The organism is Azorhizobium caulinodans ORS 571, assembly GCF_000010525.1.
Classification (GTDB): Bacteria; Pseudomonadota; Alphaproteobacteria; order Rhizobiales; family Xanthobacteraceae; genus Azorhizobium; species Azorhizobium caulinodans.
Window position 1 is genome coordinate 453,653 of record NC_009937.1, and the last position, 16,189, is coordinate 469,841.

The window sequence follows — 16,189 nt, forward strand, 5'->3', positions numbered from 1 at the left end:
TTTCGTCACCCGGCGCCCATGCGGACTTTCGCATCGGGCCTGCCGACCAGGGACATGGCCATGGCCCACGCCTTTCTGCCCGAGCGCGCCGTCCTCGCCGTCTCCGGCCCCGACGCCCGCGCCTTCCTGCACAACGTCGTCACCTGCAACATCAACAGCCTGAAGCCCGGCGGCGCCCGCTATGGCGCGCTGCTGATGCCGCAGGGCAAGATCATCTCCGACTTCCTCATCTATGCCCCGGTGGCGACGCCCGAGACGCTGCTGCTGGACCTGCCGGCGGCGCGGCTGGAGGATCTGGTGAAGCGCTTCACCATGTATCGCCTGCGCGCCAATGTCGGGTTCGAGCCACAGGCCGACAGCGCCATTGTCGCCTTCTGGGGCGATGAGGCCGCACCGGAGGGCGTCGAGGCCTTCCCCGATCCGCGCCTTGATGAACTCGGCACCCGCGCCGTCGTGCTCCGCGCCACTGCCGAGGGGCTGGGCGGCGATGCTTTCGCTTATGCCGCCCACCGCATTGCGCTCGGAATCCCGGAGGGCGGTGCCGATTTCCTTTATGGCGACGCCTTCCCCCATGAGGCGGACATGGACCAGCTCGGCGGCGTGGACTTCAAGAAGGGCTGCTACATCGGGCAGGAAGTGGTTTCGCGCACCCAGCATCGCGGCATCGCCCGCACGCGCACCGTGGCGGCCCTGCTCGCCGGGGCGCCGGAGAGCGGCACCGAGATCAAGGCCGGCGAGAAGACCGTCGGCCGCATCGGCTCCATCGCCGGCGGGCAGGGCATCGCTCTCGTGCGCCTCGACCGCGCGGCGGAGGCGAAGGCCAGCGGCCTGCCGCTGTTGGCGGGCGATGTGGAAGTGACCCTGAAGGCGCCCGACTGGGCGAGCTTCGACATGGAGGGCGTGTGAGCGCTGATCGTATTCTGACGCCGCATAGCGACGGCAAGTGCCGCTGCCCCTGGTGCGGCACCGATCCGCTCTATGTGGCCTATCACGACACCGAATGGGGCGTGCCCGAGCGCGACTCGCGCGCGCTGTTCGAGAAGCTGCTGCTGGACGGTTTCCAGGCCGGGCTTGCCTGGATCACCATCCTGCGCAAGCGCGACAATTTCCGCCGCGCCTTCGACGGCTTTGAGCCGGAGGTGATCGCCGCCTATGGGCCGGAGAAGGTCGCGGCGCTGATGGCGGACGCCGGCATCGTGCGCAACCGGGCCAAGATCGAAGGCGCGGTGCTCTCCGCCCGCGCCTATCTGGATCTTCGGGAGAAGGGCATCGCCTTCTCCGATTTCATGTGGGAGGCGGTGGACGGCACCGTGCAGGTGAACCGCCCCCGTACCCTCAAGGACATTCCCGCCGAGACGCCTGCCTCCCGCGCGCTCTCCAAGAAATTGAAGGCGGCGGGCTTCAAATTCTGCGGCCCCACCATCGTCTACGCCGCCATGCAGGCCTGCGGCCTCGTGGACGACCATCTGGCGGAGTGCTGGCGGGCTTAGCCCGTTGGCGTGAGCTCGGGTATTGCCCGCTGCGGCCGGAACTGCCGCAAAGCCGCGAGGGCGGCGAGCGTCACCAGAGCGCAGGCGGTGGCGAGAAGCAGGACGGAGTGCGCACCCGTCTCCAGCAGCATGCCCATGAAGAGCGGGGGAGAGATGGCGCAGCCGATGTTGAGCGGCAGTGCGATGGTGGAGAGTGCCCGCGCATAGGCCGCCTGATCGTAGAAGACGAGCGGGATGGTGGAGCGGGCGACCGCGAAGGCCCCGGTGCCGAGGCCATAGACCAGCACGAACAGGCCGATCACCAGCAGCGAGCCATCCGCCATGAGCGCGATGAGCGGCGCGGCGAGGATGAAGCTGCCGGCCCAGAGGCCCGTGGTGAGCCCGTCCCAGCGCCCGCCGCCCAGGAAATCGATCACCCGCGCGCTCACCTGAAGCACGCCCAGCAGCGAACCCACCGCCACTGCCCGCTCCGGCGGCACGCCTTCCACCTTCAGGAGTTCGATGAAGATGGCGTTGAAGCCGAAGGCGACGAAGCCATTGAGGGCGATGGCCGTCATCATCAGGCTGAAGGTGCGCTTGCGCCCTAGGCGCGGCGCGGGCTTCGCGGGCACCGCCTCCGTGGGGGCGGCGGCCGCTGCCGCAGGCGTGCGGGCCGGCAAGGCGAAGGCAAGCAGCGGCAGGCACACGGCGAGGTGCAGGCCGGCATAGATCCAGCAGGTGACGCGCCAGCCCCAGAGGTCCGCCAGCACGGCGGTGGTGGGCCAGAAGAGGCTGCTGGAGAGGCCTGTCGCCAGCATCAGCGCGCCCATGGCCCGCTGCGCTCGCGCCCCCGCCGTCTCATGGATCAGGATGGCGGCGGCGGTGGAGAGCATGGCGCTGCCGCTGATGCCGAGCAGCGTCCAGCCGGCGAAATAGGGGAGCGGCCCGTTGGACAGGGCGATGAGGGCGAAGCCCGGTCCCGCCACCAGCGTGCCGGCCATCATCATGCGCCGTGCGCCATGGCGCACGAAACCCTTGCCCAGCACCGGACTGCAGACGCCCATGACGCAATAGAAGACGGTGCTGCCGGCAAAGACGGTCGGCACGTCCATGCCCAGATCCGCCGCCATGCGGATGCCGACGATAGCCAGAAGGCTGGCCGTCCCCCAGGCGATGAGCTGGATGACGGCGGTGACGCAGAGCACACGGAGAAGGACGGCGTCCATGGCGAGGAGGGGCGACTCGGAAGGATGGCTGACGATAGGCCTGTCCGGGTTCGCACGCGATCCCTAATCCGCCGCCTCGTACATCCGCTGTGCGGCGAGCAGGGCCTCATCGAGCGGGGCCCCCAGCGCATAGATGCCGAGGCCGTCCGGCACCGGCACGCCAGCGGGCACATGCGGGCTCGTCTCCGGTGCGCCGAGCACCGTGCGCACGGGAATGACGCCGGCCCAGATGGGCAGGCCGAGATCGTCCTCATCATCGCCCACGCCCTTCGCCCGCACCTTGGCAGAGGCGTCCTCGATGGGCATGGCAATGACCATGGTCGCCTTCACCTCCTGCGTGGTCGAGGCGCGCAGCGTGGCGTCGCGGCCCGGATAGAAGCGGTCCACCAGCGCGGAGAGGGCACGCGCCTTCTCCTCCGGTTCTTCCACGATGCGCGCAGTGCCGAAGCACATGGCCGAGCGATAGTTGGCCGAATGGTTGAAGCCGCAGCGGGCGAGCACGAGGCCGTCCAGATGGGCGACGGTGAGGCAGGCCGGCGTGCCGCCCTTCAGGTGCCGCAGCATGCGGCTGGCGGAGGAGCCGTGCCAATAGAGCGTATCGCCCTCGCGCCAGTGGATGGTGGGCGTCGCGAAAGGCTGGCCGTCGATGGCATAGGCCACATGGCAGAGAAAGGCGGCGTCGAGGATCGGATAGACGACCGCGCGGTCATAGGAGCCGCGCTCGTGCAGGCGCTTCACCCGGTTGCGGTCGGTGACGGGGAAGGTGGTCTCGGATAAGCGTGTCTCGGTCGTCTCGTGGCTCATGACTTGCCTTTCTGCGCGGGCAGGCTCAGAGCTAGGCTCTGGATTGGACCTGAGATAGATCCAATATGCGCCGTTCCGACGAGACCAATCTTTCCGAGGCCGCTGCCCCGGAGGTCCATGCCGCCGACTGGTCGGCCTTGATCCCGGTTCTGCCCAAGGCTGGCCCCCGGCCGGTGGCGCTCTATGCGGAACTGCGGCGGCTGATCGAAGGCGGCGTCCTGCGCCCCGGCACCAAGCTGCCGCCGACGCGGGAGCTGGCGGCGCGGCTCGGCCTCTCGCGCGGGGCGGCTGTGGCGGCGTTCGAGCTGCTGCTGGCGGAGGGCTTTGCCGAGGCGCGGGTGGGGGCGGGCACCTTCGTCGCCGCCGCCGTGCCGCAGATCGCACCCGCCGCGCCGCCGCCGGACCCGCGCCCCGCGGTGGCGCCGCCGCTGCCCGGCGCGCTCGGCCTCGCGGCGCCCGACGCGCGCACCTTCCAGATCCTGCGCGGGCTCATCACCCGCCATATGGCGGTGCCGGCGCGCCATCACTTCGGCTATGGCGATCCCCGCGGCAGCCGGGCGCTCAGGGAGGAGGTGGCGGCCTATCTGCGCACGGCGCGCGGCGTGCGCTGCCATGGCGATCAAGTGGTGCTGACCTCCGGCTCGCAGCAGGCGCTCGATCTCATCATCCGCGCGGCGCTCACGCCCGGCGATCCGGTGTGGATCGAGGACCCCTGCTATCCCATGGCCCGCGCCGCCTTCGAGGGCGCCGGCATGCGCCTCATCGGCGTGCCGGTGGATGGGGAGGGGCTCGATCCGGCGGCGGGGGAGGCGCGGGCGCCCCATGCGCGGGCGGTCTATGTGACACCCTCCCACCAGTTTCCGCTCGGCGTTACCCTCACCATGGCCCGCCGCCTCGCCCTCATCGACTGGGCAAGGCGCGCCGGGGCCTGGATCATCGAGGACGATTACGACAGCGAATATCGCTATGCCGGCCCCCCGCTCACCGCTCTTCAGGGCATCGATGGGGCGGGGCGGGTGATCTATGTGGGCACCTTCTCCAAGGCGCTCTTTCCGGGCCTGCGGGTGGGCTATGCCGTGGTGCCGGAGGCGCTGCTGGACGCGGTGATTGCCGTGCGCAACCGCTCGGACCGCTTCCCGCCCTCGCTGCTGGAGGACGCGCTGGCGGACTTCCTGCGCGAAGGGCATTTCTCCGCCCACCTGCGTCGCGCCCGCCGCCGCGCGCGCGACGCCCGCGATGCGCTGGTGGCCGTGCTGAATGAAGGCGGGCTCTCGGTCGCCGCGCCCGATCAGGGCCTGCACCTCGTGGCCCGACGGCCCGACTGGACCGAGGACGCGACCCTGCTCGCGGCGGCGCGGGCGGAGGGGTTCGGCCCCCGCGCGCTCTCGCCGCTCCATGTGGATCGGCCGCCTGAGGCCGGCCTCGTCATCGGGTTTTCCGGCTTCCCGCCGGAGGAGCTGGCAAGCGCCGCCCGCCGCTGGCTGGCGCGGATCGGCGGGTGAGGGTCAGGCGGTTTCGTCGAGGCGCTTGGAGAAGACGACGCGCGGTTCGTCGAGATAGCCGAGCGCCTCATAGAAGCCGCGCACCTTCTCATTGTCCGGGCGTACCAGCAGCATCACCTTGGGCACGCCGCGCGCTTTCAGCCAGTCCTCGGCGGCCGCCACCAGCTTCCGGCCGAGGCCGGTGCCTTCATAGTCGGGATCAACGCCGAGATAGTACATCCAGCCCCGATGGCCGTCGTGCCCGACCATGACGGAGGCGGCAAGACGCGCGCCGTCGCGCAGGACGAGGATGGTGGAATGCGGCCCGCGCTTGGCGAGGGCGATGTCCGCGTGCGGGTCGTTCCAGGGGCGGGTGAGGTTGCAGCGCTGCCAGAGCGCCACAAGGGCCTCCGTCTCCTCCGGCGCGGCATGGCCGATGGCAAGGGCGGGGGGCGCGTCGCTCATGAAGAAGACCTCGGACGGGAGTTGTCAGTCGTGCGGGCGAGGGGCGGCAGCGCGGCCGAGGCGGTCGGCGATGGCCTCGCCCAGCCCCTCGCGGGGCAGTGGCACCACGGCGATGCCCGCCGCGCCGCGCGCGTCGATGGCGCGCAGAGCCCCATAGAGGCGGCTCGCCGCCTCCGCGAGATCGCCGGCGGGGGAGAGGTCATAGACGAAGGCGGCGCTCTCACTGCCCGTCGGCCGGTGGCCGGCGAAGGTGAGCAGAGCCTCGCCGGGCCGCACCTCCGCCACATCCAGCCGCACGGTGGCGTTGGGCGCGTAATGGGAGGCGAGCCGGCCGGGGGCCGAAGGCTTGGCCTCATCACCGCCCGCCGCATCGGGCAGGGGGCGCCCGAGCACGGCCTCGATGTCGGCGCGCGCGAGTCCGCCGGGCCGCAGCAGGCGCGGTTCATCGCCGGAGCAGTCGACAATGGTGGATTCGACGCCGACCATTGTCGGCCCCGCATCCAGAACCGCGTCGATGCGGCCGTCGAGATCGGCCATCACATGGGCGGCCGTCGTGGGCGAGACATGGCCGGAGCGATTTGCGCTCGGCCCCACCACGGGTCGTCCGGCCGCCGCGAGGAAGGCGAGGGCGGCCGGGTGGTTGGGCACCCGGAGTGCCGTCGTGGAGAGGCCGGCGCGGGCAAGGTCGCAGATGGCATCCGTGTCGCGGCAGGGCACCACGAGGGTGAGCGGCCCCGGCCAGAAGGCGCGGGCGAGCTTCACCGCATCCGCGTTCAGCACGCCCAGCTGCTCGGCGGCGGCAAGATCCGGCACATGGGAAATGAGCGGGTTGAAGGCCGGGCGCCCCTTGGCGGCATAGACTTCCGCGACCGCCCGCGGGTTGCCCGCGTCGGCGCCGAGCCCATAGACCGTCTCAGTGGGGAAGGCGACCACCTTGCCTTCGCCGATGAGCCGCCCCGCGACCACTGCCGCAGCCTTGGCGCGGGCGGGCGAGGTCGCCGGCAGCACCTGCGTGCTGCGGGAAGCGGAGGGCGGGGCGGGGGAAGCGCTCATCTGTCCGGTGCCTGAAGACCGGCCGTGCCGGGCCACGGCGGGCCGTTGCCGTGCGCGCTCGGGCTTAAAGGCGCTCCGGCGTGTCAGGTCAAGGCGTCTCGCCGGGATGCGGAGGTGCTTTGCGTCACCGGCCGGGCAGCACGAGCACGGTCGGCTTGCGCGGCAGGGTCTCGCGGGCGAGCAGGACGCTGGGGCTTTCGGAGCGCTGGATCTGGTACTCCTTGCCGAGGCGCGAGAGGAAGCGGTCCAGCCCCCAGGAGCTGAAATAGTGCATGGGGATGACGAGCGGCGCGTTGATGGCCTTCAGATTCTCCATCATGCCCTCGATGTCGAGCGTGTAGGAGCCGTCCACTGGCGCCAGCACCACGTCGATGCGGCCCAGCGCCTCCAGATGGTCGGGCGTTAGAATGTGATGCAGATGGCCGAGATGGGCGATGCACAGGCCCGCCACCTCGAAGACGAAGATGGAATTGCCGTCATAGCGCGTCGCGCTGCCCTGCCGGATGTTGGTGGAGACGTTGCGGATCCACACGTCGTCCACGGTGAGCTCGATGCGCGGCGGCGTGCCGTCGTCGTTCCAGCCGCGCAGGATGTGCGCGATGCCGGGATCGGGGTTGTTCGTGTAGTGGGTATCGTGCGCCCGGTTCATGGTGACGATCTGCGGCACGATGTTCGGGCGGACGTAGTCGTTATAGTCGGTTGCGATGGTGACGCCGTGCGGGCTCTCGATCAGGAAGGTGGCGTGGCCGACGAAGGTGAACCGCACCTGCCCGCCCTCCGCCGCTGCGAGCCGGAAGGCCGCCGGGATGACACGGGGCTTCAGCACCGGCCCGGCCACCATGCGCGGGCATTTCTCCGGCTCCGCCGCCGCCGGCGCAGCGAGGAGAAAGGGCATGGCCAGGAGAGCCAGGGCCGCAAGACCCGCAAGACCCAGCACGTGGCAGGGTGCGACCGGATGGCGCGGGCCCGACGCCGGGCGGGGCTGGAAGGGCCAGAGCTGTCGCACCCATCGTCCAAGCATGGCCGCCATCCCCATCAACGGACCTGACCTTGGGAAATCACCGCACACCTGCTGCTGCGCAGCAATCGGCCTCCGTCCAAGGGATGATCACAGCGGCGTGAGGTTGATGTGGCATTGCACGCGCGAGATGGCTAGAAGGACGGAACCAGAGACGACCCCCGCCTCTTTCTAGCGTGAGCGCTGCCGGCGCACACGCATAAGGAGAGCTTCAGATGACTTTCGACCTCGTGATCATCCAGCCGATCGTCGCTCTGATAGCGGGCATCCTCATCCTGCTTTTTCCACGCCTGCTGAACGTTCTGGTGGCGATCTACCTGATCGTCGTGGGGATCCTTGGTCTTGTGCCCCATTGATACCGCATTCGGGCCTTCCCTCAGGGCGGGCCGTTCCGTGCAGTTGAAGCTTGCCCTTTCGCAAGCTAAAGCAACCGCGCCGTCGGCCTCTGACGCGCGCGCTACCCTAAGGGGATCTCCGAGATGACGAAATGGGTCTACTCCTTCGGCGACGGCAAGGCCGAAGGAAAATCCGAGATGCGGAACCTGCTCGGCGGCAAGGGTGCGAACCTCGCCGAGATGGCCAATCTCGGCCTGCCCGTTCCTCCTGGCTTCACGATTACCACCGAAGTCTGCACCTATTATTACGCCCATGGCGAGACCTATCCGGCCGAGCTGAAGGGTGATGTGGAGGCCGCGCTCGCCAAGGTCGGCGCGCTCACCGGCAAGACCTTCGGCGATCCCGCCAATCCGCTTCTCGTCTCGGTCCGCTCCGGCGCCCGCGCCTCCATGCCGGGCATGATGGACACCGTGCTCAACCTCGGCCTCAACGATGAGACCGTGGAAGCCGTGGCCAAGCTCGCCAACGACCGCCGCTTCGCCTACGACAGCTACCGCCGCTTCATCACCATGTATTCCGACGTGGTGCTCGGCGTGGACCACCACCACTTCGAGGAGATCCTCGAGGGTTACAAGTCGCAGCACGGCCACACCCTCGACACCGACCTTGATGCCGACGACTGGGCGAAGCTCGTCGTGGAGTACAAGGCGAAGGTCGAGAAGGAGCTGGGCAAACCCTTCCCGCAGAATCCGCAGGACCAGCTCTGGGGCGCCATCGGCGCCGTGTTCGGCTCCTGGATGAACCAGCGCGCCATCACCTACCGCCGCCTGCACTCCATTCCGGAGAGCTGGGGCACGGCCGTGAACGTGCAGGCCATGGTGTTCGGCAACATGGGCGAGACCTCGGCCACGGGCGTCGCCTTCACCCGCAACCCCTCCACCGGCGAGAACGCGCTCTATGGCGAGTTCCTCGTGAATGCGCAGGGTGAGGACGTGGTGGCGGGCATCCGCACCCCGCAGGATCTGACCGAGCGCGCCCGCATCGCCGCCGGCTCAGACAAGCCGTCCATGGAAAGCGCCCTGCCGGACGCCTTCAAGGAATTCGAGCGCATCTCCCACGTGCTGGAGAAGCACTACCGGGACATGCAGGATCTCGAGTTCACGGTCGAGAAGGGCAAGCTCTGGATGCTCCAGACCCGTTCCGGCAAGCGCACCGCCAAGGCGTCGCTGCGGATCGCGGTGGAGCTCGCCAATGAGGGCCTCATCACGCAGGAGGAGGCGGTCGCCCGCGTCGATCCCGCCTCTCTCGACCAGCTCCTGCATCCGGCCATCGACCCCAAGGCCGAGCGCAACGTGATCGCCACCGGCCTGCCGGCGTCGCCCGGCGCGGCGGCGGGCGCCATCGTCTTCTCGGCAGACGAGGCCGAGACGATGAAGCACCAGGGCCACAAGGTGATCCTGGTCCGCATCGAGACCTCGCCTGAGGACATCCACGGCATGCACGCGGCCGAGGGCATCCTGACCTCGCGCGGCGGCATGACCTCGCACGCCGCCGTGGTGGCGCGCGGCATGGGCAAGCCCTGCGTCTCCGGCGCCGGCTCGCTGCGCATCGACTATGCGGCGCAGACGCTCACCGTGGCCGGCAAGACCTACAAGAAGGGCGAGACCCTCACCATCGACGGCTCCACCGGCCAAGTGCTGGCCGGCGAGGTTCCGATGCAGCAGCCGGAACTCTCCGGCGAGTTCGCGACCCTCATGGGTTGGGCCGACAAGGTGCGCCGCCTGAAGATCCGCGCCAATGCGGAGACCCCGCTGGACGCGCGCATGGCCCGCTCCTTCGGCGCCGAGGGCATCGGCCTCTCGCGCACGGAGCACATGTTCTTCGACGCCGGCCGCATCCTCGCCGTGCGCGAGATGATCCTCGCCGACGACGAGGCCGGCCGCCGCTCGGCCCTCGCCAAGCTGCTGCCCATGCAGCGCGAGGACTTCGTCGAGTTGTTCGAGATCATGAAGGGTCTGCCCGTCACGATCCGCCTGCTCGATCCGCCGCTGCACGAGTTCCTGCCGCACACCGACGCGGAAGTTCAGGAAGTCGCCAAGAGCCTCGGCGTCGAGGTGGAGCGCATCGAGCGCCGCCAGAAGGAGCTGCATGAGGTCAACCCCATGCTCGGCTTCCGTGGCTGCCGCATCGCCATCGCCTTCCCGGAAATCGCCGAGATGCAGGCCCGCGCCATCTTCGAGGCGGCCGTCATCGCCGCGAAGAAGACCGGCGAGGCCGTGGTGCCGGAAGTGATGGTTCCGCTCATCGCCACCAAGGCGGAGTTCGACATCGTCAACGCCCGCATCCAGGCAGTGGCCAAGGCGGTCGAGGAAGAGACCGGCGCCAAGCTCACCTTCCAGGTGGGCACCATGATCGAGCTGCCGCGCGCCGCCCTGCGCGCCAAGGAGATCGCGGAGACCGCCGAGTTCTTCTCGTTCGGTACCAACGACCTCACCCAGACCTGCTACGGCGTCTCGCGCGACGACGCGGGCACCTTCCTCGGCCCGTATGTCCAGAAGGGCATCATCGAGGTGGACCCGTTCGTCTCCATCGACGTGGAAGGCGTGGGCGAACTGGTGAAGATCGGCGTGGAGCGCGGCCGCCAGTCGCGTCCCGACATCAAGCTCGGCATCTGCGGCGAGCATGGCGGCGATCCGGCCTCGGTCGCCTTCTGCGACGAGGTGGGCCTCGACTACGTGTCCTGCTCGCCCTTCCGCGTGCCGATTGCCCGCCTCGCCGCCGCGCAGGCTGCGCTCGGCCGCAAGGCCGCCAGCCAGGCCTGATCCGGCCGCGCCGGACGACGGTTCGCAATTTGAGCGGGCGCCCCTCGGGGCGCCCGTTTGCGTTGGGGAAGCGAGGTCTTGGCCGTTCCTGCGTGCGTGCCTATGATCCGCTTGCCCGTCTTGGCAGGCCGCGGGGGCGCCGGCGCGGGTTCGACGTCAACTGCCTCAAGGTTCTGCTGATGTCCGTGCTGATCTGCGCTGCCTGCCGCCTCTTCCGCCGGGACGGGGTGGTCTCTCCTCTCGCCCTCTTCCTGCTCCTTCTTGCCGCGGCTGCGGTCCCGGCGCGGGCCGCCGACGTGCCCGGCTCACGGGATTATCCCGGCATCAGCCGCTATGCGGGCTCCGAGATCATCCGCTACGAGGTCAAGGCGTTCGACGACTATGTGCTCGTCACTGAGCCGATGAAGGGCCGCGCGCGGCAGGGGCTCGAACTCAAGGGGCAGGTGTTCCGCATCACCTACCGCAACCCGCCCAACCGCACCTCGCTGGAAGTGCTGGAGAACTACCGCACCGCGCTTCAGGCGGCGGGGGCGAGCGAGATCTTCACCTGCGCCCATCGGGCCTGCGGCGGGCGGGACTTCAATATCGCCCAGGTGGACCCTCAGAACTACACCCGCATGGGCGACAATTACGACGACCAGCGCTATCTCGCCGCCAGGCTTCAGGCGCCGGGCAAGGACGTCTATGTGGCGCTGTTCATCACCCGCTCGCAATCCGGCGCGGCGGCCGACAAGGACCGCATCTTCACCCAGCTCCACGTGATCGAGGTGAAGTCGATGGATGCCAACATGGTGGTGGTGGACGCCTCCAGGATGGCGGACAGCATCGGCAAGACCGGCAGCGTCGCGCTCTACGGCATCCTGTTCGACTTCAACAGCGCGGTCATCAAGCCGGAGTCCAAGGCGACGCTCGACGAGATCGCCAGCCTGCTCCGCAAGGCGCCGGACCTGAAGCTGGTCGTCGTCGGCCACACCGACAATGTGGGCGGCATGGACAGCAACATGAAGCTCTCGCAGGCCCGTGCAGAGGCGGTGCGCCGGGCGCTGGTGGAGCAATATGCCATCGCCGCCGCGCGGCTGCAGGCCTGGGGCGCGGGCTTCATGGCACCGGTCGCCTCCAACCGCACCGACGAGGGGCGGGCCAAGAACCGCCGCGTGGAGCTGGTGGAACAGTAACCGCGCGCCAGCCGGGGGCAGCGCATGGCCGATTTTTCCATCCTGACCGCCATCGGGCTGGTGCTGCGCACCTGGCCGTTCCTGCTGCTGCGGGTCGCGCTGTCGGGCGCCATCGTGCTCGGCTATGCGGCATGGGTTGGGGGCGGTGCCGGCCTCGGCGCCGTTTCCGGCGCCGTGCTGGGCGCGCCGGGTGAGGGCGCTGCCTATGGTGCGGCCGGCGGCTTCGTTCTGGCGAGTGCGCTGCTCATCTGGCTGCGGGCCTATCTGCTCTATCTGGTGAAGGGCGGACATATCGCCGTTCTCGTCGCCGCCTATGACGGGCAGCCGCTGCCCGGCGGATTCGGCCAGATCGCCTATGCACTGGATGTCCTGAAGGCGCGGTTTGCCGAAGTGAACGTGCTGTTCGTCCTCGACGGGCTCATCCGGGGCGTATTGCGCACCATCTGTGGCCTCATCACCGCGCTTGCGGGCCTGGTCGGGCTGCGTCCGGTCGCGAACGTTCTCAATGCGGTGCTCTATGTCTCGACGATGTTCGTGGACGAGCTGATCCTCGCCCGCAACATCCGCACCGGCGGCGATCCCTTCTCGGGCGCGCAGGATGCCCTGGTGCTCTATGCGCAGAATGCCGTCGCCATCCTGCGCAATGCGGTGGTGCTGACGCTCGTGATGGCCCTGCTGGCGGCGGGCCTGTTCGCGCTGGTGGTGGGCCCGTTCGGCGCGCTGGCCGCGCTGTTTCCCGGGCCGCTCGCCTATGCGGGCGTGGCGCTCGCGGGCATTGCCGCGCTGACCCTCGTCTATGCGGTGGCTGAACCCTTCTGCATCGCCTGCCTGCTCCAGACCTTCATCGCCGTGACGGACGGACAGCAGCCGGACCCGGAATGGCGGGGACGCCTTGAGGGCGCCTCCGCACGGTTTCGGGATCTCGGGGCCCGTGCCATCCGCTGACGTCGGTCTCAGGCCAGCATGTCGCGCACCATGGGGATAACCTTGGTGCCGTAGAGCTCGACGCAACGCATCTGGCCCGCGTGGGGGATGGGGCCGCCGCTGTATTTTAGGTCGAAGCGGTCGAGCCCGAGGGCCTTGGCGGTGGTGGCGATCTTGCGGGCCACCGTCTCGGGCGAGCCCACATAGAGCGATCCGTGGGAGACTTCCCGCTCGAACTCATCCCGGCCCATGGGCGGCCAGCCGCGTTCGGCGCCGATGCGGTCGCGCATGGTCTTGTAGGGGCCGAACATCTCCTCCTTCGCCGCCTCGTCCGTATCGGCGATATAGCCGGGCGAGTGGACGCCGAGCGGCAAGGCGGGCTGGCGGGCCTCTTCCAGCGCGCGGCGGTACAGCTCCGCATAGGCGCGGAAGCGCGAGGGGGCGCCGCCGATGATGGCCAGCATCAGCGGCAGGCCGTAATGGGCCGCGCGCACCACCGATTCCGGCGTGCCGCCGACGCCGATCCAGGTCTTCAGCCGGCCCGTCTCGATGGGCGGGAAGACCTTCTGGTCCTTCAGCGGCGGGCGAATGGAGCCCGACCATGTGACCGGCGCATTGGTGAGCAGCGCCGCGAAGAGATCGAGCTTCTGGGTGAACAGCGTCTCGTAATCCTGAAGCGCGAAGCCGAACAGCGGGAAGCTCTCGGTAAAGGAGCCGCGCCCGAGGATGACTTCCGCCCGGCCGTTGGAGAGCGCATCCAAGGTGGAGAAGCGCTGGAAGACGCGGATCGGATCATCCGAGGAGAGCACGGTCACCGCCGAGCCGAGGCGGATGCGCTGCGTTCGGGCGGCGATGGCGGCAAGCACCACGTCCGGCGCGGAAATGGCGAAGTCGTCGCGATGGTGCTCGCCGAGGCCGATGAAATCGACGCTGACCTCATCGGCGAGGACGGCTTCGGCGACCACGTCGCGCAACACCTGGGCGTGGGGCTTGGGCGTGCCGTCGGCGGCGACCGTGACATCGCCGAAGGTGTCGAGCCCGAGTTCGAGGAGAGACAAGGCGGGAAACTCCGAAAATGGGACCGCTCTCCTAGCAGATCGCGGACCGGGGCGCTTGAACGTGGGCGCTTTCGGCGGGCGTGGCGGGCACCGGAAAAGCGCGCCATACGGCGCTGGATCAAAGCGGTAGGCGTGGAATAAGGTATATCAGAAGTCGAGGAAACTGCCCGCCAGAGAGGCCGAACGCCAATGACCACCCTGCTCATCACCCATCCCGCGGGCCTTGCCCACGCGACCCCCACCGGCCATCCGGAACGGGCCGACCGGCTGCGGGCGCTCGATCGCATCTTCGAGCAGGAGCGCTTCGCCAATCTGCTGCGCGATCAGGCGCCGCGCGGGGAGCGGGAGGACATCATCCGCGTGCATCCGGCGGACTTCGTGGACGCCTTGGGCGAGGCGACCCCGGCCGAGGGCATCGTGCGCATCGACAGCGACACCATCCTCTCTCCCGGCTCGTGGGAAGCGGTGCTCCGCGCCGTGGGCGGCGCGTGTTTTGCCGTGGACGAGGTGATGGAGAAGCGCGTGGACAACGCCTTCGTCGCCATGCGCCCGCCTGGCCACCATTGCGAGACGCGTCGGCCCATGGGGTTCTGCCTGCTCAACCAGGCCGCCATCGCCGCCCGCCATGCGCAGGCGAAATACGGCCTCGGCCGGGTGGCGATCATCGATTTCGACGTGCATCACGGCAACGGCACGCAGGAGATCTTCTGGGCCGACGACAGCGTGCTCTATGCCTCCACCCACGAGATGCCGCTCTATCCCGGCACCGGGGCGGTGGGCGAGGTGGGCATCACCGGCAACATCGTGAATGCACCGCTGCGTTCCGGCGATGCGGGCGACAAGTTCAAGGAGGCCTTCGAGAGCCGCATCCTGCCGCGGCTTGAGACCTTCCGGCCCGAGCTCGTCATCATCTCCGCCGGTTTCGACGCCCACAAGAACGATCCTCTGGCCTCCCTGCGCCTCGTGGACACGGACTTCGGCTGGGTGACGAAGAAGCTGATGGATGTGGCCGACAAGCATTCGGACGGCCGCCTCGTCTCCATTCTGGAGGGCGGCTACGACCTCGAAGGCCTCGCCCAGTCCGCCGCGGCGCACGTGACGGCGTTGATGCACGGGTGAGGCGCGCGCTGAGGTGAACGGGAGCGGTTGAGCGGGTGCTCGGCCGACGGCGACGGCTTTCGGTGAGCAGGCGCGTGTTTGGATCACGTTGCCTGTGCGGAGCGGGTTCTACCCCCCTCCCTGCCCTCCCCCTCAAGGGGGGAGGGGGAAATCGGAGAGGGCGCGCGCCATATTCTAACGCCCGTCCGGCTTTGACCTCATCCCCTCCGTCGACGCACCGCCACTCCCTCCCCCCTTGCGGGGGAGGGTGGGGGAGGGGGGTACACGCGGCCTCCGCAAGTCAGTGCTCAGCAGTGGCACAGACCCCAGGGCTCAGCCCCCACGCTGCGGTCATCCTGACGACCCGCGCGCGGCCCTTCCGCGGGGCGAAATCACGATCCCCTCACTTCTGGTCGCGCGGCAGATAGGGCTCTAGCGCGTGGGCGAGCTTGGAGGGGGTGAGGGTCTGGAGCCACACGCGGCCGGGGCCGGTGAGCTGGGCGAGGAACAGGCCATCGCCGCCGAACAGCACGTTGCGGATGCCCCGCATCATGGTGATGTCGAAGCCGACGCTCTCCTCGAACATGCCCACATGGCCGGGGTGCACCAGAAGCTGCTGGCCCGGCTGGAGTTCGTAGCTGACGATCTCGCCGCCCAGCTCGATGAAGGCGGTGCCTTGGCCGGTGAGGCGCTGGAGCACGAAGCCGTTGCCGCCGAACACGCCGGAGCCGAGATTCTGCTGGAAGCCGATGGCGAGCGTGAGCTCCGCCGAGCCGGCAAGGAAGCCGTGGCGGTGGATCATGAACCCGCGCCCTGGCGAGACCTGTTCCTCGATGATCGCGCCCGGCACGGTGGCGGCAAAGGCCACCAGCCCCTCGCCGCCCTGCGCGGTGAAGTGGGTCATGAACAGCCCGCCGCCTGAAATGGCCCGGCCGATGGCGCCGAAGAAGCCGCCGCCGCCCGTGCCCGCGCTGGTGGTTGTCTCCAGCGCGATGTTGTTGGTCATCCAGGACAGGCGGTCGGTTTCGGCCAGCAGCGTCTCCCCCGCCGCCAGCGTGACCTGAAGGACGGGGAGGGTGGTGCCGGTGATCTGGTGGCGCATGGCAAGCCTCGAGAGAGTGGGAGGCGCAGAGTGCCGGTGGCGCGCATGGGGGGCAAGCCGGTCATCTGCGGCTCTGGTGCGGGCGTAGGATGAGAATGCGCAGTGACAGGCGTGCGCGCCAGTTTCCGGCAAGGGATGACGGGCAGACTGGCGGAAAG

15 protein-coding genes are annotated in these 16,189 nt (G+C 69.1%); 8 read left to right on the forward strand and 7 right to left on the reverse strand.

All coding sequences use genetic code 11. From position 1 onward, the window contains the following. The first annotated feature begins 60 nt into the window (after window positions 1-60). Entirely contained in the window at window positions 61-906 is an 846-nt protein-coding gene (locus tag AZC_RS02050; RefSeq protein WP_012168932.1) for a YgfZ/GcvT domain-containing protein, read from the forward strand. Beyond that, complete coding sequence (locus AZC_RS02055) at window positions 903-1,490, forward strand: DNA-3-methyladenine glycosylase I (RefSeq protein ID WP_012168933.1); 588 nt, start codon at window positions 903-905, stop codon at window positions 1,488-1,490. The genes AZC_RS02050 and AZC_RS02055 overlap by 4 nt, the downstream gene beginning before the upstream one ends. Here AZC_RS02055 and AZC_RS02060 read toward each other — a convergent pair. Continuing rightward, entirely contained in the window at window positions 1,487-2,695 is a 1,209-nt protein-coding gene (locus AZC_RS02060; RefSeq protein WP_012168934.1) for an MFS transporter, read from the reverse strand. The genes AZC_RS02055 and AZC_RS02060 overlap by 4 nt on opposite strands. A 63-nt stretch (window positions 2,696-2,758) precedes the next feature. After that, window positions 2,759-3,499, reverse strand: coding sequence for a pyridoxamine 5'-phosphate oxidase family protein (locus AZC_RS02065; protein ID WP_012168935.1), 741 nt, complete (start codon window positions 3,497-3,499; stop codon window positions 2,759-2,761). A 65-nt stretch (window positions 3,500-3,564) separates the two neighbouring features. On the opposite strand from AZC_RS02065, the gene AZC_RS02070 reads away from it, so the two are divergent. Beyond that, a complete protein-coding gene (locus AZC_RS02070; RefSeq protein ID WP_012168936.1) occupies window positions 3,565-5,001 on the forward strand; it encodes a PLP-dependent aminotransferase family protein in 1,437 nt (478 codons plus the stop codon). A 3-nt stretch (window positions 5,002-5,004) separates the two neighbouring features. On the opposite strand, the gene AZC_RS02075 is transcribed toward AZC_RS02070, so the two are convergent. From AZC_RS02075 to AZC_RS02085, 3 genes are all read right to left on the reverse strand, one after another. After that, window positions 5,005-5,445: a GNAT family acetyltransferase gene (locus AZC_RS02075; RefSeq protein WP_012168937.1), complete on the reverse strand. Its 441-nt coding sequence runs from the start codon at window positions 5,443-5,445 to the stop codon at window positions 5,005-5,007. Window positions 5,446-5,469: 24 nt separating this feature from the next. Next, the gene (locus AZC_RS02080; RefSeq protein WP_081433874.1) at window positions 5,470-6,498 is read right to left on the reverse strand and encodes an L-threonylcarbamoyladenylate synthase; all 1,029 of its coding nucleotides are present in this window, start codon (window positions 6,496-6,498) and stop codon (window positions 5,470-5,472) included. Between the two features lie 124 nt (window positions 6,499-6,622). Beyond that, entirely contained in the window at window positions 6,623-7,519 is an 897-nt protein-coding gene (locus AZC_RS02085) for an MBL fold metallo-hydrolase (RefSeq protein WP_081434096.1), read from the reverse strand. Window positions 7,520-7,731: 212 nt separating this feature from the next. Here AZC_RS02085 and AZC_RS24745 point away from each other — a divergent pair, with 212 nt between their 5' ends. The 4 genes from AZC_RS24745 to AZC_RS02100 all read left to right on the forward strand — a co-directional run bounded on the left by AZC_RS24745 (window position 7,732) and on the right by AZC_RS02100 (window position 12,794). Beyond that, the gene (locus tag AZC_RS24745; protein WP_012168940.1) at window positions 7,732-7,872 is read left to right on the forward strand and encodes a DUF3096 domain-containing protein; all 141 of its coding nucleotides are present in this window, start codon (window positions 7,732-7,734) and stop codon (window positions 7,870-7,872) included. A gap of 123 nt (window positions 7,873-7,995) precedes the next feature. Continuing rightward, window positions 7,996-10,674 carry a pyruvate, phosphate dikinase gene (ppdK, locus tag AZC_RS02090; RefSeq protein ID WP_012168941.1) on the forward strand — a complete coding sequence of 893 codons (2,679 nt, stop codon included), beginning with the start codon at window positions 7,996-7,998 and terminating at the stop codon, window positions 10,672-10,674. A gap of 179 nt (window positions 10,675-10,853) precedes the next feature. Continuing rightward, on the forward strand, window positions 10,854-11,849 hold the full coding sequence (locus tag AZC_RS02095) for an OmpA family protein (protein WP_052286066.1): 996 nt from the start codon (window positions 10,854-10,856) through the stop codon (window positions 11,847-11,849). Window positions 11,850-11,873: 24 nt separating this feature from the next. After that, window positions 11,874-12,794: a hypothetical protein gene (locus tag AZC_RS02100; RefSeq protein ID WP_012168943.1), complete on the forward strand. Its 921-nt coding sequence runs from the start codon at window positions 11,874-11,876 to the stop codon at window positions 12,792-12,794. A gap of 8 nt (window positions 12,795-12,802) precedes the next feature. Here the strand turns inward: AZC_RS02100 and AZC_RS02105 are convergent, their stop codons facing one another. After that, the gene (locus AZC_RS02105) at window positions 12,803-13,831 is read right to left on the reverse strand and encodes an LLM class flavin-dependent oxidoreductase (RefSeq protein WP_012168944.1); all 1,029 of its coding nucleotides are present in this window, start codon (window positions 13,829-13,831) and stop codon (window positions 12,803-12,805) included. A gap of 189 nt (window positions 13,832-14,020) precedes the next feature. Here AZC_RS02105 and AZC_RS02110 point away from each other — a divergent pair, with 189 nt between their 5' ends. Beyond that, entirely contained in the window at window positions 14,021-14,950 is a 930-nt protein-coding gene (locus tag AZC_RS02110; protein ID WP_012168945.1) for a histone deacetylase family protein, read from the forward strand. Between the two features lie 382 nt (window positions 14,951-15,332). Here the strand turns inward: AZC_RS02110 and AZC_RS02115 are convergent, their stop codons facing one another. Then, window positions 15,333-16,031, reverse strand: a complete 699-nt coding sequence (locus tag AZC_RS02115) for a TIGR00266 family protein (protein ID WP_012168946.1) — start codon at window positions 16,029-16,031, stop codon at window positions 15,333-15,335. Window positions 16,032-16,189 lie beyond the last annotated feature (158 nt).